The organism is Streptomyces sp. (assembly GCF_036566765.1).
GTDB lineage: Bacteria > Actinomycetota > Actinomycetes > Streptomycetales > Streptomycetaceae > Streptomyces.
Genome location: NZ_DATCVQ010000168.1, coordinates 1 through 17,172 on the forward strand (window position 1 = coordinate 1; position 17,172 = coordinate 17,172).

12 protein-coding genes and 1 pseudogene are annotated in these 17,172 nt (G+C 73.8%); 8 read left to right on the forward strand and 5 right to left on the reverse strand.

Annotated features, from left to right (window positions below; genetic code table 11):
• The 3 genes from VIU94_RS09020 to VIU94_RS09030 form a co-directional block, all read left to right on the forward strand.
• Positions 1-395 (forward strand): LysR family transcriptional regulator substrate-binding protein (locus tag VIU94_RS09020; protein ID WP_331909420.1); only part of this gene is annotated, 395 nt, incomplete at its 5' end.
• Positions 396-561: 166 nt separating this feature from the next.
• A complete protein-coding gene (locus VIU94_RS09025; protein WP_331909422.1) occupies positions 562-1,521 on the forward strand; it encodes a DUF1444 domain-containing protein in 960 nt (319 codons plus the stop codon).
• A 74-nt stretch (positions 1,522-1,595) separates the two neighbouring features.
• A complete protein-coding gene (locus VIU94_RS09030; protein ID WP_331909424.1) occupies positions 1,596-2,726 on the forward strand; it encodes an aminopeptidase P family protein in 1,131 nt (376 codons plus the stop codon).
• Between the two features lie 3 nt (positions 2,727-2,729).
• Here the strand turns inward: VIU94_RS09030 and VIU94_RS09035 are convergent, their stop codons facing one another.
• The 3 genes from VIU94_RS09035 to VIU94_RS09045 form a co-directional block, all read right to left on the reverse strand.
• Positions 2,730-3,548, reverse strand: a complete 819-nt coding sequence (locus VIU94_RS09035; RefSeq protein WP_331909426.1) for a bestrophin-like domain — start codon at positions 3,546-3,548, stop codon at positions 2,730-2,732.
• A 146-nt stretch (positions 3,549-3,694) separates the two neighbouring features.
• Positions 3,695-5,458 (reverse strand): malto-oligosyltrehalose trehalohydrolase, encoded by a 1,764-nt coding sequence (treZ, locus tag VIU94_RS09040; protein ID WP_331909428.1) that lies wholly within the window; start codon positions 5,456-5,458, stop codon positions 3,695-3,697.
• A gap of 66 nt (positions 5,459-5,524) precedes the next feature.
• Positions 5,525-6,502: a GNAT family N-acetyltransferase gene (locus VIU94_RS09045; RefSeq protein ID WP_331909442.1), complete on the reverse strand. Its 978-nt coding sequence runs from the start codon at positions 6,500-6,502 to the stop codon at positions 5,525-5,527.
• A gap of 132 nt (positions 6,503-6,634) precedes the next feature.
• Between VIU94_RS09045 and VIU94_RS09050 the strand changes: the two genes are divergently transcribed.
• The 4 genes from VIU94_RS09050 (at position 6,635) to VIU94_RS09065 (ending at position 12,186) form a co-directional block, all read left to right on the forward strand.
• The gene (locus tag VIU94_RS09050; protein ID WP_331909430.1) at positions 6,635-7,183 is read left to right on the forward strand and encodes an FHA domain-containing protein; all 549 of its coding nucleotides are present in this window, start codon (positions 6,635-6,637) and stop codon (positions 7,181-7,183) included.
• Positions 7,184-7,336: 153 nt separating this feature from the next.
• Positions 7,337-9,523 (forward strand): MMPL family transporter, encoded by a 2,187-nt coding sequence (locus tag VIU94_RS09055; RefSeq protein WP_331909432.1) that lies wholly within the window; start codon positions 7,337-7,339, stop codon positions 9,521-9,523.
• Positions 9,524-9,708: 185 nt separating this feature from the next.
• A complete protein-coding gene (locus VIU94_RS09060) occupies positions 9,709-10,659 on the forward strand; it encodes a cytochrome P450 (protein WP_331909434.1) in 951 nt (316 codons plus the stop codon).
• 105 nt (positions 10,660-10,764) lie between these two features.
• Positions 10,765-12,186: a hypothetical protein gene (locus VIU94_RS09065; protein ID WP_331909436.1), complete on the forward strand. Its 1,422-nt coding sequence runs from the start codon at positions 10,765-10,767 to the stop codon at positions 12,184-12,186.
• On the opposite strand, the gene treY is transcribed toward VIU94_RS09065, so the two are convergent.
• Positions 12,173-14,491: a malto-oligosyltrehalose synthase gene (treY, locus tag VIU94_RS09070; RefSeq protein WP_331909438.1), complete on the reverse strand. Its 2,319-nt coding sequence runs from the start codon at positions 14,489-14,491 to the stop codon at positions 12,173-12,175. The two genes, VIU94_RS09065 and treY, sit on opposite strands and share 14 nt — an antisense overlap.
• 201 nt (positions 14,492-14,692) lie before the next feature.
• The gene (gene glgX, locus VIU94_RS09075; protein WP_331909440.1) at positions 14,693-16,813 is read right to left on the reverse strand and encodes a glycogen debranching protein GlgX; all 2,121 of its coding nucleotides are present in this window, start codon (positions 16,811-16,813) and stop codon (positions 14,693-14,695) included.
• A gap of 135 nt (positions 16,814-16,948) precedes the next feature.
• On the opposite strand from glgX, the pseudogene VIU94_RS09080 reads away from it, so the two are divergent.
• Positions 16,949-17,172 (forward strand): annotated as a pseudogene (locus VIU94_RS09080) (Tat pathway signal sequence domain protein); the annotation flags it as partial.

Sequence of the window (17,172 nt, forward strand, 5' to 3'; positions counted from 1 at the left end):
TCGTGGTGGTGCCCGGCGACCACCCGCTGGCCCGTCGCACCGGGCTCCGGCTCGCCGACCTCGCCGACGCCCGCTGGCTCGACGCCCCCGCCGCCGGACTGCCCCTCGACCGGCTCCGCGCAGCCGAGGGTGCGCCGCGCGGCTTCCGGCCCGCGCTGCGGTACGAGGGCACGGACGTCCGCACGCTGGTCGTGCTGGCCGCCGCAGGCCACGGCCTGGCCCTGCTGCCGGCCGTGGCGGTGCGCTCCGCCGACCCGGTCACGGCGGCTGCCGCCGTGCCGCTCGTCGCGCCCCGGCTCGTCCACCGCACCGAACTCCTGCGCCCCGGCGGCGTCCCGGCCGGGCCGGTCGCCCGGCTTCTCGACGCCCTGGCCGGAGCGGATCACAGCCCATGAGATCGCCCCTGTGTGGGTACGTCACCCCTCTGTAGTCTGGGGCCGGTACACAAGGACACGGGGGACCGGCGCCGAAGCGGCTCGACAGCAGGCAGTTCGACACAGGCAGTTCGACAGCAGGCGGATCGACGGCAGTGCGACAGCGGCTCGACGGAAGGCGGCGGACGTGGGGTGGTTCCGGCGAAGGCCCAAGCGCGACGGTGAAGAGGCGCCAAGGGACGCCGAGTTCGGGTACTTCTCCGAACGCGAGGCGGCGCTCTTCCGGAGCCAGGTCCGCGAGGCGTTCGCCGAGCACGGCCTCGAAGTGACCGTCTACGCCGACATGGTGACCGACGACGCCGACCGGCACTTCGGGCTCGGCAACCTCGCCGCCGTCTGCCACAACGACGACCGCGGCCCGCGCGTCTGGCCCGAGTTGGTGCGCACGCACGTCGAGCGCGTGCTGCGCACCATGGACGGGCCGTCCGCGCTCGACACCCTCTCCCCGGAGCAGATCAGGGCGCAGCTGTACCCGCGAGTGGTCGGCGCCGAGGGCATCGACCCGGCGGCCTTCTGCTACGCCCGCAGCGTCGCCCCCGGCCTGTACGAGATCCTCGCGCTCGACCTGCCGGAGAGCGTCATGATGCTCACCGACGAGGCACTGGAACCCCTGGGCGACCTCCAGCACCTGCGCGACCGGGCGCTGAGCAATCTGCGCGGGCTGCCGGTCGAGGGCCACGAGACCGTGAAGGACGCCGACGGCATGCGCTTCGAGGTGCTGCTCGGCGACTCCTTCTACACCGCCAGCCGGGTCCTGGACCTGGACGCGGTGGTCCGCCGGATCACCGGCCGGCCGCTGGGCGAGCACGGCGCGCTGGTGGCGATGCCGTTCCGGCACCAGTTGGCCTTCCACCCGATCCGCGACACCGGGATCATCCCGGCCCTGGGCGCGATGGCGTCCTTCGCCGCCGCCGGTTTCGCGGACACCCCGGGCGCGATCAGCCCGTACGTCTTCTGGTGGCGCGACGGCACGCTGACCCAGCTCAGCGACCACGACGAGGACGGCGACGGCCTGCGGATCGTCGTCGGCGGCGACTTCGAGGACCTGCTGGCACGTCTCGTCGCGGAGGGCCCGGGACCGGAGTGACGCCGGGGGCCGGCCACTGCGCTCGCGCGCCCCGTCCCCGCCCGGCAGGATGCTGTACGTCGAGGAGGACCCCCATGCCCAGCACGCCCGAGCCCACCCCCTTCACCGCCGACGACTACCGCGCCCGCATGGCCCGCGCCGCGCAGTCCGCCGCCGACGCCGGCCTCGCCGGAGTACTGGTCGCCCCCGGCCCGGACCTGGTCTACCTGACCGGGTACCGGCCGACCGCGACGACCGAGCGGCTCACCGTCCTCGTGCTCGCCGCCGGCCGGGACCCCGTGCTCGTCGTCCCCACCCTGGAGGCCCCGGACGCCGAGAAGGCCGCCGGCGCCGCCGCGCTCACCCTGCGGGACTGGACCGACGGCAAGGACCCGTACGCCGTCACCGCCCCGCTGCTCGACGCCCAGGGCCGGTTCGGGATCAGCGACAACGCCTGGGCGATGCACCTGCTCGGCCTGCAGAAGGCGCTGCCCGGCACCTCGTACGCCTCTCTCACCGAGGCGCTGCCGATGCTCCGGGCGGTCAAGGACGCGCACGAGCTGGCCCGGATCGCGGCCGCCGGCGCGGCGGCCGACCGGGCGTACGAGGAGATCCTCAAGGTCCGCTTCGCGGGGCGCAAGGAGACCGACGTGGCCGCCGACCTGGCCGCGCTGCTGATGCGCTTCGGCCACTCCCAGGTGGACTTCACCGTCGTCGGCTCCGGCCCGAACGGGGCCAATCCGCACCATGAGGCCGGCGACCGGACGATCGAGCGCGGCGACATGGTCGTCCTCGACTTCGGCGGGCTGAAGCACGGCTACGGCTCCGACACCACACGGACCGTCCACGTCGGCGAGCCGACCGCCGAGGAGCGGCGCGTCCACGACCTGGTCCGCAGTGCGCAGCAGGCCGGCTTCGAGGCGGTGCGGCCGGGCGTCGCCTGCCAGGAGGTGGACCGGGCGGCGCGCGCGGTCATCGCCGACGCCGGCTACGGCGAGTACTTCATCCACCGCACCGGTCACGGCATCGGCGTCACCACCCACGAACCGCCGTACATGATCGAGGGCGAGGAGCAGCCGCTCGTGCCCGGCATGTGCTTCTCCATCGAGCCGGGCGTCTATCTGCCGGGCCGCTTCGGCGTCCGGATCGAGGACATCGTGACGGTGACCGAGGACGGCGGACACCGCTTCAACGCCACCCCGCACGAGATGGCGATCGTCGAGTAGCCCTCACGCCGGTGACCGTGAGCCGCCCTCGTCGCAGGGGAGCGTGACCCCGGGGTGGTCGGCGGCGAAGTCCTCCGAGATGTCCTCGGCCGTGTCCCGCATGGCGTCGCCGGTGATGCGGATCCGGCCGTCGAAGGGCCGGTCGATGTCCTGGATCAGCAGCAGTGAGCCGGTGAACAGCGCGGCGAGCACGCCCAGCAGGACGATGTGCGCGGGCCCGCGCCTGCGTGGCAGGCCGAAGGCGAAGGCGCCGACGGTCGCGGCCAGCGACAGGACCATGAACCAGTAGACGACCGCCGGGATGGCGGGGCTCGCCTCGCCGAGCCGGGTGTGCCGTGCGGTGGACCGTTCGTCGTCGGCCGCGACCAGCAACTCGAAGGTCGGGTCCTGCCGCTGGGCCAGCTCCTTGAAGGAGGAGCGGAACTCGGTGGACCAGGCCGAGACCCGGGGTGAGGCCGCGCCTCCGTCGGCCATGGCCGGCCACTCCGCGGCCTGGATGGCGCGCGCGTAGCAGACTGCCGACGCCTGAAGCCGCTCCCGCTGCGGCTCGGGGGCGTAGTCGGCCACCTCGTACAGCTGGTCGACCCGGCCGGCCTCCGTGGCGACGGCCGTGTTCGCCGTGCCGAAGGACTCCGCCGCCACGACGATGACGAACGCGACCAGCAGCACCGCGAGGGTCTCCAGCGGGCTGATCAGGTCGCTGACGGACGCCTCGGCGTCCTCCGTCTCGTCCGGGGTGCGCAGGCTGCGCACCCGGTTGGCGACGAGGCCGACGACGAGTGCGGCGACGATCGCTGCGACGGTGAGAACGGTGGCGGCCATGTGCGCAGTCCCGGGCGGTGGTCGGTGTACGGAGGTCCCCCGCGGGCCCAGCCGACCACGGGACGGGAGCCGCGCGCCGCCGACAGGCCGGACCATGATCCACCTGGCCCACAGAACTCGCCTGGTCTCCTCGTGGCCACCGACCCTCACCGCCCGCCGCGCGCCAGCCCGTTCGCCAGCACCACGCACGACTCCGCCGGCAGCCGCAGCAGCCCGTCCGGGCCCGGGGCGGCCAGCGGATCCCAGGCCGCGAGGACCCGGTGCCGCCCGCCCAGCGGGATATCGGCCGGCCGGTCGGCGAGGTTGACCACGATCCGCAGGTCCCCGCGGCGGAACGCCAGCCAGCGGGCCTGCTCGTCGAAGGCCGCGCGGACCGCCGCCAGGTCGGGGTCGGTCAGGTCGGGCTGGCTGTGGCGCAGCGCGATCAGCTCGTGGTACCAGGCGAGCAGCCGGGCGTGCGGCTCGCGCTCCCGCTCGGCCCGGTCGAGCACGGACCGGTCCCGGGTGGCCGGGTCCTGCGGGTCCGGTACGTCCTTCTCCGCCCAGCCGTGCGTCGCGAACTCCCGCCGCCTGCCCTGCCGTACCGCCTCGGCCAGTTCGGGGTCGGTGTGGTCGGTGAAGTACTGCCAGGGCGTCCGCGCGCCCCACTCCTCGCCCATGAACAGCATCGGCACGGACGGCCCGGTCAGGACGAGCGTCGCCGCGCAGGCGAGCAGGCCGGGGGACAGGGCGCCGGAGAGCCGGTCGCCGAGCGCCCGGTTGCCGATCTGGTCGTGCGTCTGGGCGTAGCCGAGGAAGCGGTGCGCGGGGGTGCGCACCCGGTCCACCGGGCGGCCGTGGTGCCGGCCGCGGAAGCTCGCGTAGCTGCCGTCGTGGAAGAAGACGTGCCCGAGGGTCTTGGCGAGCGCGGCCAGCGGCGCCCGCGCGAAGTCGGCGTAGTAGCCCTGCGACTCGCCGGTCAGCGCGGTGTGCAGGGCATGGTGGAAGTCGTCGTTCCACTGCGCGTGCAGCCCGAGGCCGCCGGCCGCGCGCGGGGTGGTGGTCCGCGGGTCGCCGAGATCGGACTCGGCGATCAGGAACAGCTCGCGGCCCTCCTCCGCGGCGAGCGCATCCACCGCCGCGGACAGCTCCTCCAGGAACGTCAGCGCCCGCGTGTCGGCCAGCGCGTGCACCGCGTCGAGCCGCAGCCCGTCGATCCGGTAGTCCCGCAGCCAGGCCAGCGCGCTGCCGAGGAAGTACGCGCGGACCTCGTCGGAGCCCGGCGCGTCCAGGTTCACCGCCGCGCCCCAGGGCGTGTGGTGGGTGTCGGTGAAGTACGGGCCGAAGGTCGGCAGATGGTTCCCGGACGGGCCCAGGTGGTTGTGCACCACGTCCAGGACGACGCCGAGCCCGAGGCCGTGCGCCGTGTCGACGAATCGCTTCAGCGCCTCGGGCCCGCCGTACGGCTCGTGCACCGCCCACGGCGCGACCCCGTCGTACCCCCAGCCGTGCACCCCGGGGAACGGGCACAGCGGCATCAGCTCCACATGCGTGACGCCCAGCTCGGCAAGTTCGCCGAGCCGGGCCGCCGCCGCGTCGAGCGTCCCCTCCGGGGTGTACGTGCCGATGTGCAGCTCGTACAGGACCGCACCGCGCAGCGGACGGCGCGGCGCGGGGTGCCGCCAGGTGTACGCGGCCTGGTCGACGACCGCGCTCCGCCCGTCCGGGCCGTCCGGCAGGCGGCGCGAGCGCGGGTCGGGCAGCAGCGGCCCGCCGTCGAGCGAGAAGCCGTACCGGTCGCCCTCGGCGGCCTCCGCCTCGGTCTGCCACCAGCCGTCCCGGGCGGGATCCCGCGTCAGGGGATGCCGGGCGTCGCCCAGCTCCAGCACGACCTCGTCCCGGGCGTTCGGCGCCCACACTTCGAACAGCACTGACGGATCCCCTCGCCGACGGACCGGAGCGGGATCCATCCTGGCAGCCGGGACCTCGTCGCGCGGTCAGGAACCGGTCGTGCCCGGCGCGTCCCACACGAAGTTGATCGCGCGCTGGAAGGTCACGTACCCGGCCCGGGCGAACGCATGCGCCATCGGCACGTTGGCCAGGTCCGTGGCGGCCCGGATGCGCGGCACGTCCTGCGCGGCGAGGACGGCGGTGCCCTCGCGCAGCACGTCGTCGATGTAGCCCTTGCCGCGGTGGGCCGGGAGCACGCCGATGTAGGCGATCGTGTGGTGGTAGTTGTTGCGGGCCGGGATCACGAAGCCGACCGGCTCGCCCGTGCCGGGCAGTTCGGCGATCCGCCACCACTCGCGCGGCGAGGCGTACTGCGCGAACTCCTCGTCGTAATGCTGCTCCGCCGCCTCCCGCGCGGACAGCCCGGAGGCGAGATCGGCCTGTCCGTGCGCGTCGAGCGTGCCCTCCATGACCGGGGTCATCAGAGCGAGCAGGTCCTCGCGGTCCCGTACGGGACGGAACGCGAGCCGGCCGGACGGCTCCGCCACCGGAGTCCCGGGCCGCCATTCAAGCCGCAGCCGCTCCACCAGCGGCCGCGCGCCCGCCTTCTCCAGGACCGCGAACAGGGTCTCCAGCTCCTCGCGGACCGCGGCGTCCTCGCGCCAGTCCGCAGGCAGGAACCGGCCGAACTCCGGGCGCGCGGTCCCCGCCGGGACGACGGCGGCGCTCGCGGTCTCGAGGAGGCGCAGCCCGGTCGCGATCCGCTCCTGCGCCGGCAGTGCGGCGTCCAGGTCGAAGAAGTCCAGGGCCAGCGGCTCGCCGCCGCGGGCGTTGGTCCACCAGGCGAGCCGGGCCACGACCCGGTCGTCGCGCAGGGCGACCCACATCCACTCGGGCAGCCGGCGTCCGGTCTCCAGGTCGTCGGCGAGTTCGTCGTCGAGGACGTAGCTCAGGCCGAGGAACAGGTCCAGTTCCTCCGGCCCGGAGAGCGGGCGCAGCACCAGGCCGTCGTGGGCGTCCGGCACGGGCAGGGCGGCAGAAGTCAAGAGAGGATCCCCCAGGTAGTCGAGAGCGCAGACCGTAGCAGCGATCATGAAAAGCCGGTACGGGGTTGCTCATCTGGACACTTCGGGCCCCTCGGCCCGACAATCTCGATTGTGACGACCCCTTTCGAGTTCCCCACGCAGTCCGCTCGGCTCTCGGACGCCGAGCGGGACCGCGCGCTGGTGATGCTCCGGGAGGGCGCGGCGCAGGGCCGGCTCTCGCACGACACCTTCCTGTTCCGGATGGAGAAGGCCCTGGAGGCCCGCCGGCCCGACGAACTGGCCGTGCTCACCGCCGATCTGCAGACCGAGGGCCGCTGGTCGCAGCGGGTCCTCGGCGCTGTCGAGAAGGTGTCCGCGTTCACCGCGCGCCTCGGCCGCGCCTGGACGGCGGAGCGGCTGCCGAAACTGCTGCTGCCCGAACCCGGCCCGTACCCGCTGCGGATCGGCCGCGACCCGGTGAACGGGCTGCGGCTCAGCCACGAGACGGTGTCCCGGCTGCACGCCGAACTGAGCTTGCGGGGCGGCCTGTGGCTGCTGCGTGACATGGGCTCGACCAACGGCACGACGGTGAACGGCCGCCGGGTCACCGGCACGGTCGTGGTCCGGGCCGGCGACGTCGTGGGCTTCGGCCAGATGAGCTTCACCCTGTCCGTTCGCTGAGACATCCTCAAGTGGCGTTCCTGGTGGGGGAGTTCCCCTACGGGTGGGGGTAACCCCCGGTATGGACGCCGGGGACCACCAGTGACCCGGACCCGCCCCCGGCGGAAGGCTGACGGCAGATCATTCGTCAGTCGTTCCAAGGGAGGTGCCCGCATGTCGGGCAGAGTTCCGGTCACGGTCCGCACGGCGCGCTGGTGCGCCGCACATCCAGGCAGGGCCGTCGTCGGCTGGCTGCTCTTCCTCGCGCTGTGCATCGGCGCGGGCGCGGCCGCCGGCACCAACAAGGGCACGTTCGAGGACTTCTGGATCGGCGAGGCCGGCCGGGCCGAGCAGATGGCCGCCGAGAGCGGTCTCACCCCGCCGCCGGTCGAGCAGGTGCTCGTCGAGTCCGCGCGGAGCGGCGCCCGCCCCGAGGCGGCGGCCGAGGAGATCGGCCGCCGGATGAAGGCGCTCGCCCCGGTCGTCGCGCACGTCGCCGCGCCCGTCCGCAGCGCCGACGGCTCGGCGCTGCGGATCGCCGTCACGCTGCGCGGCGACCGGGAGACCGCCAAGAAGGACGTCGACGCGCTGCTCGCCGAGACGGCCGCCGTCCGCGCCGGCCACCCTGAGCTGCGGATCGAGCAGACCGGCAGCGCGTCCATCTCCGTCGCGGTCAACGACAAGCAGGGCCAGGACCTGCAGCGCACCGAGCTGATCAGCCTCCCGGTCACCTTCCTGATCCTGTTCGCGGTCTTCGGCGCGGTGCTCGCGGCCGGCATACCGGTCCTGCTCGCGCTGTCCGCGTTCGCCGGCTCGGTCGGCCTGTACGGGCTCGCCTCCTGGGTCTTCCCCGACGCGGGCGGGGCCGCGCTCAGCGCCATCTTCATGCTCGGCATGGCCGTCGGCGTCGACTACTCGCTCTTCTACCTGAAGCGGGTCCGTGAGGAGCGCGCCCGCAGCGGTGGCGTGCTCGACCACGCCGCGGCCGTCGAACTGGCCGCCGCGACCTCCGGCCGGGCCGTGGTGGACTCCGGTCTCGCGGTCTGCCTCGCGCTCGCCGGGCTGTACCTCGTGGGCGATGTGATCTTCTCGTCGATCGCGACCGGGGCGATCCTGGTGACGCTGGTGGCCGTGGCCGGTTCGCTGACCGTGCTGCCCGCGCTGCTCGCCAAGCTGGGCCCGCGCATGGACGGCCGCCGACTGCGCCGCCGGGCCGCCCGGCAGCCGCGGGGCGCACGTCAGGAGGGCCGGCTGTGGGCCGCGCTGCTGCGGCCCGTGATGCGCCGTCCGCTGGTCGCCCTGCTCGCCGGTCTCCTCGCCACCGCGGCGCTCGCCGCGCCCGCCCTCGGCATGAAGCTCGGCACCGAGGGCAAGGAGACCTTCCCCGACAGCATCCCCGCCGTCGCTGCGTACGACCGGCTCGTGACGCACTTCCCGTCCGCCGGTCCCGCGCACCTCGTGGTCGTGCGCGGCGCGGACCCGGCCGCGGCGCTGCGCAAGCTCGCCGCCGCGACCCGCGGCGACGCCCTGTTCGCCCAGGACGCGACGCCGGTGCCGCGGACGGCCCGGGACGGCCGTACGGCGCTACTCGCGCTGCCCGTTCCGTACGCGCAGAACTCGCCCGAGGGCACCCGTTCGCTGGAGAAGCTGCGCGGCGAACTGCTCCCGGCCGCCGTGGCCGGCGCCGGCCTGGAGACGGCGGTCTCGGGCGAGATCGCGGGCGGCGTGGACTACGCGGCCCACCAGGAGAAGCGACTGCCCTGGGTGATCGTCTTCGTCGCGCTGGCCGGCTTCGCGGTCATGTACGCGGCGTTCCGCTCGCCGGTGCTCGCGCTGCTCGGCACGGCGCTCAACCTCGCCGCGGTGACGGTGTCCTGGGGCGTGCTCACGCTGGTCTTCCAGGGGACCTGGGCGGAGGGGCTGCTCGGTTTCGAGTCGCTGGGCTTCGTCGGCTCCCGGACCCCGCTGATGGTCTTCGCGATCCTCGTCGGGCTCTCGACGGACTACCAGATCTTCGTGGTCAGCCGGATCGGCGAGGCGGTGCGGCGCGGTGTGCCGACCCGGCGGGCGGTGGTGGACGGCATCGCGGGCTCCGCGAGCGTGGTGACCAGCGCGGCCGTGATCATGGTGTCGGTCTTCGCGAGCTTCCTGTTCATCGACCGGATCGAGATGAAGCAGCTCGCGGTCGGCCTGACCGTCGCCGTCCTGTTCGACGCGATCGTGCTGCGCGCGGTGATCCTGCCGTCGGCCATGGCCCTGCTCGGGGAGCGCTGCTGGTGGCCGCGCCGCCCTACGACGACCGGACGGACCGGCGACGCGGTGGAAGCCCCGACGGGCGGACGGCATCCGGTACGGGCCTGAGGAGCAGCGGGTCCGGTACGGGCCTGCGGCACACGGCGCGTGGCCTGGGCAAACGCCTTCCCACCTCACCCGTTCGGCGCAACGCGGACTGCGGTCCCGGCGCGCCGATGGTGAGGTGGGGCCAGGCGTGCCGCGTTCGGAGCGGCCGCGGTACTTCCGACGGCCGCACCGAACGAGGGGGCCCGATGACGCAGGAACTGCACTCCGGCACACCCGACGCGCCCCGGACCGTGCCGCCCAGCCCCCTGCAGCCGGGTGTGGGCCGCGACCCGTACCGGCTGTACCGCACGCTGCGCGAGGAGTTCCCGCTCACGTACGACCCGCTGCTGCGGGCCTGGCTGCTCAGCCGGTACGCCGACGTGGCCACCGCGCTCACCGACGCCCGCTTCGGGCACGGCCACCGGCCGGGCGACCCGCCCTGCGCCTCCGGCCACCGGGACGTCGACGTGGACGAGCTGCGGGCCGTCGCCGAGCGGACCGCGTACGTGCTGGCCCGCCGGATCGCCGGCCGGTCGCAGGTCGACCTGGTCGCCGAGTTCTGCCACTGGCTGCCCGCCGGGACCGTCGCCGCCGCGGTCGGCGTCCCGTACCGGGACATGATGCGGCTGGTCCGCGGCCGCGCCGCGAGCGCGCTCGCAGGGCAGTGCACCGCCCAGATCGCCGTACGGGAGAAGGCCCTCGCGTCCTTCCTCGCCCATGTGCTCGGCGACCCGGTCCGGGCCGCCGAGCTGCGCGAGGCCGACGCCGGGACCGTCGCCCGCGCCTGGACCGAGTCGCTGCGCCGCGATCCGCCGGTCCAGGTCGCGATGCGCCGCACCTCCGCCGACGTCCCGGTCAGCGGTGGCACCGTCCCCGCCGGCGCGGCCGTCGCCCTGCTGATCGGCGCGGCGAGCCGGGACCCCGAGCGGTTCCGCGCGCCCTCCGCGTACGACCCGCACCGTGACGACCCCGGCCAGCTCACCTACGGCAGCGGCCCCTGCCCCGCCGTCCTCCTCGCCGGCCTGGAGGCCCAGTACGCCCTGCGCGCACTGTTCGACGCGATGCCCCGGCTGCGCCGCGCCGACGGCTTCCGCCCCGAGTTCACCGGCCTGATCACCCGGGCCCCCCGCAGCCTCCTGGTCCGCCCGGGCGGCTGACGGGTGCCTGCCTCCGGCCAACTCCTGGGCCGATGAAGCGAGATGACGGCGAGCTGATACGGTCCGCCTTGATCATTTGCATACGCACGGTCCACCGGGGGGACGATGAGGATCGGCATCAAGGCCACGACTCTGCTGCTGACCGGCGCGCTGGTGGGCGTGCTGTCGGCGTGCGGCGCGGACGGCGGCGCCGGCGCGAACGACGCGTCGCGTGGCGGCGCCGGCGGCAAGGGCGCGGCCGACGTCCCGCTCACCAGCAAGATCACCGTGCCGGAGGCCTTCGACGCCGGCAAGGGCTGGGAGGTCCGGGCCGACTGGCTGCCGGAGGGCCAGCCCTTCCCGTACGCGGCGTCCCCGAAGAGCGGCAGGATCGCCTACCTGGACAAGACCGGGCAGGGCTATGTGCTGAACGTCCGCGAGGCCGCGTCCGGCAGGCTGCTGGCGACGAGCAAGCCCTGGGCGGCGCCGAAGCTCACCGAGGAGCAGAGCAAGGAGTACACCTCGGCGCTCGCGGTCCCGCGCATCGCGCTGATCAGCGGCGGCGACCGGGAGTACTTCGCGGTGTGGGCGCGCGGCGAGCAGCGCAAGGACGAGCTCCACGACTACAAGGAGGCCCTCTCCGCGGCCTTCTACCCGGCCGACGCGTCCGGCAAGGGCGTCGCGCCCGCCGGTGCGGGGAACGTGGCCGCGCCGGACTCCGGGTTCGGCAGCCACCTCGGCGTGTTTCCCGGAGCCGGGGGACTGCTCGTCATGTCCTACTCCGACAGCGTCCTGATCTCGCCCGACGGGAAGGTCACCGACAACGGGGACGCCGAGGTCTCGATCGCGGGCAAGAAGGCGAAGCCGGAATACACGATGACGTTCCCCGGCCGGGACGGGCTGGTGACCACCGCGAAGCACCCGGGCAACGGACACGGCGGCTTCGGCGTCGACGGCGGCTGGGACAGCTCGAAGGCGACGCCGCCCGGCGTCGAGCCCACCCTCGAGTACGACTCGGTCGTCAATGCCAAGGAGCAGGTTCCCAACGGCCACCTCGTCGGCGCCGCGGGCGACTTCCTGATCGCCGGGTGGGGCAAGGGGCGGGAGGACGTCTCCTCCGTGCACGAGTCGGCGACCGGCAAGGTCCGGGCCACTGCCCCGTGCGGGACTCCGGACACCGACTACCTCGCGGTCGTCCCCAAGGTCACCGACCGGAACCAGGTTCCGCCGGCCGTGTCCCCCAGCGGGCGTTACCTGGTCAAGGGCGGCAACGTCTTCGACCTGGAGACGGGCAAGGGCGTCTGCGCGGACGCGGGTGAGGACGCCAAGGAGATCACCCTCGCCTCCGTCGGCGACGACGGCACCGCCTACGGCATCGCCGGGGAGGACGCGCCGCGGACCCCGGTCTCGGTCTCCGCGGCCACCGGCGCCGCCAAGCCGCTGTCGGAGAAGACCGTCACCCCGGACGCCATGGCGAAGGGGGCGGGCGTGTTCGTCACCCACGCCGGCCAGGACACCGTCCACCTCATCGTCCTCACCCTGCGCTGACTCGCTCCACCAGCGCCACCGGCCGGTCCGCGAACAGCTCCGTCAGGAGCAGCGGGCCGCCGGTGAACTCCCGGCCGCCGTCCAGGAGATCGGTCCAGCGGCCGGCCGGGAGCGTCAGGGCCGTGTCGCGCCAGCCGCCCGACTCCGCGAGGCGCAGCGACAGGCGGGTCACCGCCGTGATCGAGCCGTCGCCGCGCGCGAAGGCCAGGCAGTGGGCGGCCGCCGGTCCTTCGACGGGCAGCGGGGTGTAGCAGCCTGGAGCGCCGAAGAGGTCCGGGCGGCGGCGGCGCAGGGTCAGCGCCGCCCGGGTCAGCGCCGTCTTCTCGTCGTCGGCGGCGATCGCGAACGGCGCCCGGTTGTCCGGGTCGACCAGGGCCCGGTACTCCCGCTCCGTGCCCTGGTACAGCTCCGGCACCCCCGGCATCGTCAGCTGCACCAGCGCCGCGCCCAGCATCTGCGCCCGGATGTGCGGCTCCAGCGCGAAGGCCGCCGGGGACGCCGTCCGCAGCGGGATCCGGCCCGGGCCCGCTGCCACGAACTCCGTCACCGCCTTCTCGTACGCCGCGTCCGGCTCCGTCCAACTCGTGTGCAGGCCCGCCTCCCGTACGGACTTCAGCAGCGCGGGCCCGAGCCGCTCCGGGTCCGGCGCGCCGAAGCCGAACGCGGTCTGCCACGCCGTCCACGCCAGGTGCGCATCCGGCGCGGGCACCCCCGCCACCTCGTCGAGCAGCTCCGCCCACCGCGCCGGGCACTGCGCGAGCACCGCGATCCCGGCCCGTACGTCCGCGCTGCGCTTGGTGTCGTGCGTGGTCAGGACCGTCCCGGTGGCCGGCCAGTCGCGGGCGAGCCGCGCGCAGTACGCGTGGAACTCCTCCGGCGGCACCGCCGGTTGCCCCGGGTCCCCGCCGACCTCGTTCGCCGAGAGCAGCGGGGTGTAGCGGTAGAACGCCGTGTCCTCCACGGACTTCGCCCGCAGCGCCGACGAGGTCTGCGCGAACCGGGCCCGGAACGCCCGGTGTTCGGGCCCGTCCCCGAGCCGTCCGAGCGCCAGGTCGCGCACCAGGTCGACCGCCGTCGCCTCCTCCGGCACCGCGAACGCCGCCTTCGCGCCCCGGGCCGCCTCCTCGGTGAGCACCTCCTCGCCGCCGGTCCGGTACGTGCGGTACACCGGCACCCGGACCAGCAGCTCGCGGACCGCGGTCCGCAGCGCCCAGGGCGCGTGGTCGCGCAGTGACGGGTCGGCGGCGCAGATCCGGGCCGCGGTCCGGGTCAGCGCCGCGGTCTCCGCCGCCAGCTCATGGGTGACCACCTTGTACGCGGCGCGCCGCGCGGTCGGGTCCCAGCTGCCCCCGCGGTCCCCGGCGCGACCCGCGAACTCCCGGTAGAGCTCGCGCAGTTCGTCGAAACCAGCGGCGTCGACGAAGACCCCGTCCACGTGTCGCAGCGCGTCGTAGCCGGTGGTGCCGGCGACCGGCCAGCCCGCCGGGAGGCACTCCGGCCCGGTGAGGATCTTCTCGACCACGGTCCAGCAGCCGCCGGTCGCCTCGTGCAGCCGCTCCAGATAGCCGTCCGGGTCGGCGAGCCCGTCGGGGTGGTCGATCCGCAGCCCCTCGATCACCCCGTCCCGGACCAGGTCCACGATCGTGTCGTGGGTGGCGGCGAACACCTCCGGGTCCTCGACCCGCACCCCGATCAGGTCGGAGATCGTGAAGAACCGCCGGTAGTTCAGCTCGGTGCGGGCCAGCCGCCACCAGCCGAGCCGGTACCACTGCGCGTCGAGGAGCTCCGGCAGCGGCAGCCGCTCCGTGCCCGCGCGCAGCGGGAACTCCTGACCGGCCACGTGCAGCGCGCCGTCCACCACTCGCATCGCGTCCAGGACGCCGCCGACCCGCCCCGGCAGCACCGGCAGCAGGATCCGCCCGTCGCCCGCCGCCCAGTCGACGTCGAACCAGCGGGCGTACGGCGAGTCCGGCCCGTCCCGCAGCACCTCCCGCAGTGCGTGGTTGTGCCGCGGGGAGGCGGCCATGTGGTTGGGCACCAGGTCCACGACCAGGCCGAGGCCGTGCGCCCGCGCGGTCGCGGAGAGCGCCCGGAGCCCCGCCTCGCCGCCCAGCTCGGCGCGGACGGCCCGGTGGTCGGTGACGTCGTAGCCGTGCGTGGACCCGGGCACGGCCTCCAGGACCGGCGACAGGTGCAGGTGCGAGACCCCGAGCCGGGCCAGGTACGGCACGGCCCGCTCGGCGGCCGCGAACGGGAACTCCGGCTGGAGCTGGAGCCGGTAGGTGGCGGTGGGCGCAGACGTCATACGAACGTACGTACCCGGCAGATCGCCCGACCTGTCATCCGGTCATACGTCCGATCGTGTGATTACGCCGGGCGGCCGATCGCCCCGGTCACGCCGAGCGACCGATCACCCCGGTCACGCCGGGCTACCAGTCGCTCGATCACCCCGGTCACGCCGAGCGACCGATCACCCGGTCCCGCCGGGCTACCGGTCGCCCCCCCGTCACACCGGCCGGCGCAGCACCGTCATGCTCAGCGGGGCCAGCGGCACCCGTTCGCCCGCCGTCACCTCCGGGCCCTCCCGCGGCGGCATGCCCTCCGGGTGCGAGGTGTCCACCACCAACCGCCAGCTCCGCCCGTGATCGTCCGGCACCGCGAACTCCAGCTCCTGCTGCGAGACGTTGAACATCAGCAGGAAGGAGTCGTCCGCGATCCGCTCGCCCTGCGTGCCCGGCTCCGAGATCGCGTTTCCGTTGAGGAAGACCGTCAGCGCCTGCGCGTGCGAGGACTGCCAGTCCCGGGACGTCATCTCCTCGCCCTCCGGTGTGAACCAGGCGATGTCGGTGAGCTCGTCGTGGGTGCCCTCCACCGGCCGCCCGTGGAAGAAGCGGCGCCGCCGGAAGACCGGATGGTCACGGCGCAGCCGCACCATCGCCCGGGTGAAGTCCAGGAGTGCGCCCTGGGCCTCGTCGCCGGGCTTGGGCCAGCGCACCCAGGCGACCTCGTTGTCCTGGCAGTACGCGTTGTTGTTGCCGCCCTGCGTGCGGCCGAACTCGTCGCCGTGGCTGAGCATCGGCACGCCCTGGGAGAGCATCAGCGTGGCGATGAAGTTGCGCATCTGCCGGGCCCGCAGCTCGACGATCCCGATGTCGTCGGTGTCGCCCTCGGCCCCGCAGTTCCACGACCGGTTGTGGCTCTCGCCGTCCCGGTTGCCCTCGCCGTTCGCCTCGTTGTGCTTGCCGTCGTACGAGACGAGGTCGCGCAGCGTGAACCCGTCGTGGCAGGTCACGAAGTTCACCGAGGCGAGCGGCCGGCGGCCGTCGTCCTGGTACAGGTCGGAGGAGCCGGTCAGCCGGGAGGCGAACTCGGCCAGCGTGCGCGGCTCGCCGCGCCACAAGTCCCGTACACAGTCACGGAACTTGCCGTTCCACTCGGTCCAGAGCGGCGGGAAGTTCCCCACCTGGTAGCCGCCCTCGCCGACGTCCCACGGCTCGGCGATCAGCTTCACCTGGCTGACCACCGGGTCCTGCTGCACCAGGTCGAAGAAGGACGACAGCCGGTCCACCTCGTGGAACTGCCGGGCCAGCGTCGCCGCCAGGTCGAACCGGAAGCCGTCCACGTGCATCTCGGTCACCCAGTACCGCAGCGAGTCCATGATCAGCTGGAGCACGTGCGGGGAGCGCATGAGCAGCGAGTTCCCGGTGCCGGTGGTGTCCGTGTAGTACCGGGGGTCGTTGCCGAGCCGGTAGTACGACGGGTTGTCCAGGCCCCGGAAGGAGAGCGTGGGGCCCAGGTGGTTGCCCTCGGCAGTGTGGTTGTACACCACGTCCAGGATGACCTCGATGCCCGCCTGGTGCAGCGCCCGCACCGCCGACTTGAACTCCAGGACCTGCTGGCCCCGGTCGCCCCAGGAGGCGTACGCGTTGTGCGGTGCGAAGAAGCCGATGGTGTTGTAGCCCCAGTAGTTCGACAGGCCCGCGTCGACCAGCCGGTGGTCGTTCACGAACTGGTGCACCGGCATCAACTCCAGTGCGGTGACGCCCAGTTCCTGCAGATGTCCGATGACCGCCGGGTGCGCGAGCCCCGCGTACGTGCCGCGCAGCTCCTCCGGCAGGTCCGGGTGGAGCATCGTCAGGCCCTTCACATGGGCCTCGTAGATCACCGTGCGGTGGTAGTCCGTCCGGGGCCGCCGGTCGTCGCCCCAGTCGAAGTACGGGTTCACCACCACCGAGCTCATGGTGTGCGGCGCCGAGTCCAGGTCGTTGCGGGAGTCCGGCCGCCCGAAGTGGTAGCCGTACACCGCCTCGCCCCAGTCGACCGCGCCCGCGACCGCCCGCGCGTACGGGTCGAGCAGCAGCTTCGCCGCGTTGCAGCGCAGCCCCCGCTCGGGCGCGTACGGGCCGTGCACCCGGAACCCGTAGCGCTGCCCGGGCATCACGCCGGGCAGGTAGGCGTGCCGCACGAACGCGTCCGTCTCGCGCAGCTCGACCGCGGTCTCCGAGCCGTCGTCGTGGATCAGACACAGCTCGATCCGCGCGGCGGCCTCGGAGAAGACCGCGAAGTTGGTGCCGGCGCCGTCGTACGTGGCGCCGAGGGGATACGCCTGTCCCGGCCAGACCTGCATAGATACGACTCTTCCACTTCTGATCCGGGTACTGGGCCTTTCGGCCAGATCCTGCCCGAAAGAGGCGCAACCACCTAGGACTTCGGCCCGTCCTACCGGGTGACTATTGCTCCAAAGGGGGACTAAGGGGGATACGTGTACGAAAAACTGCGCCGCCACTTGGGGAAGGTGGTGGCGGGCACAGCCTTGGCGGTGACGGGGACCGCGGTCATGGTCGCCATCACGCTGCCGGGCGCGGCGGGAGCGGACGACGCGGGGGGTCGCGCCACAGGATCCGCGCAGTCCGACGGCGCCGCGGGGGAGAAGGGCCCGCAGGGCGCGCCGGAGCCGGGCCGGCTCGCCGGCGTGCCGCCGGCCGG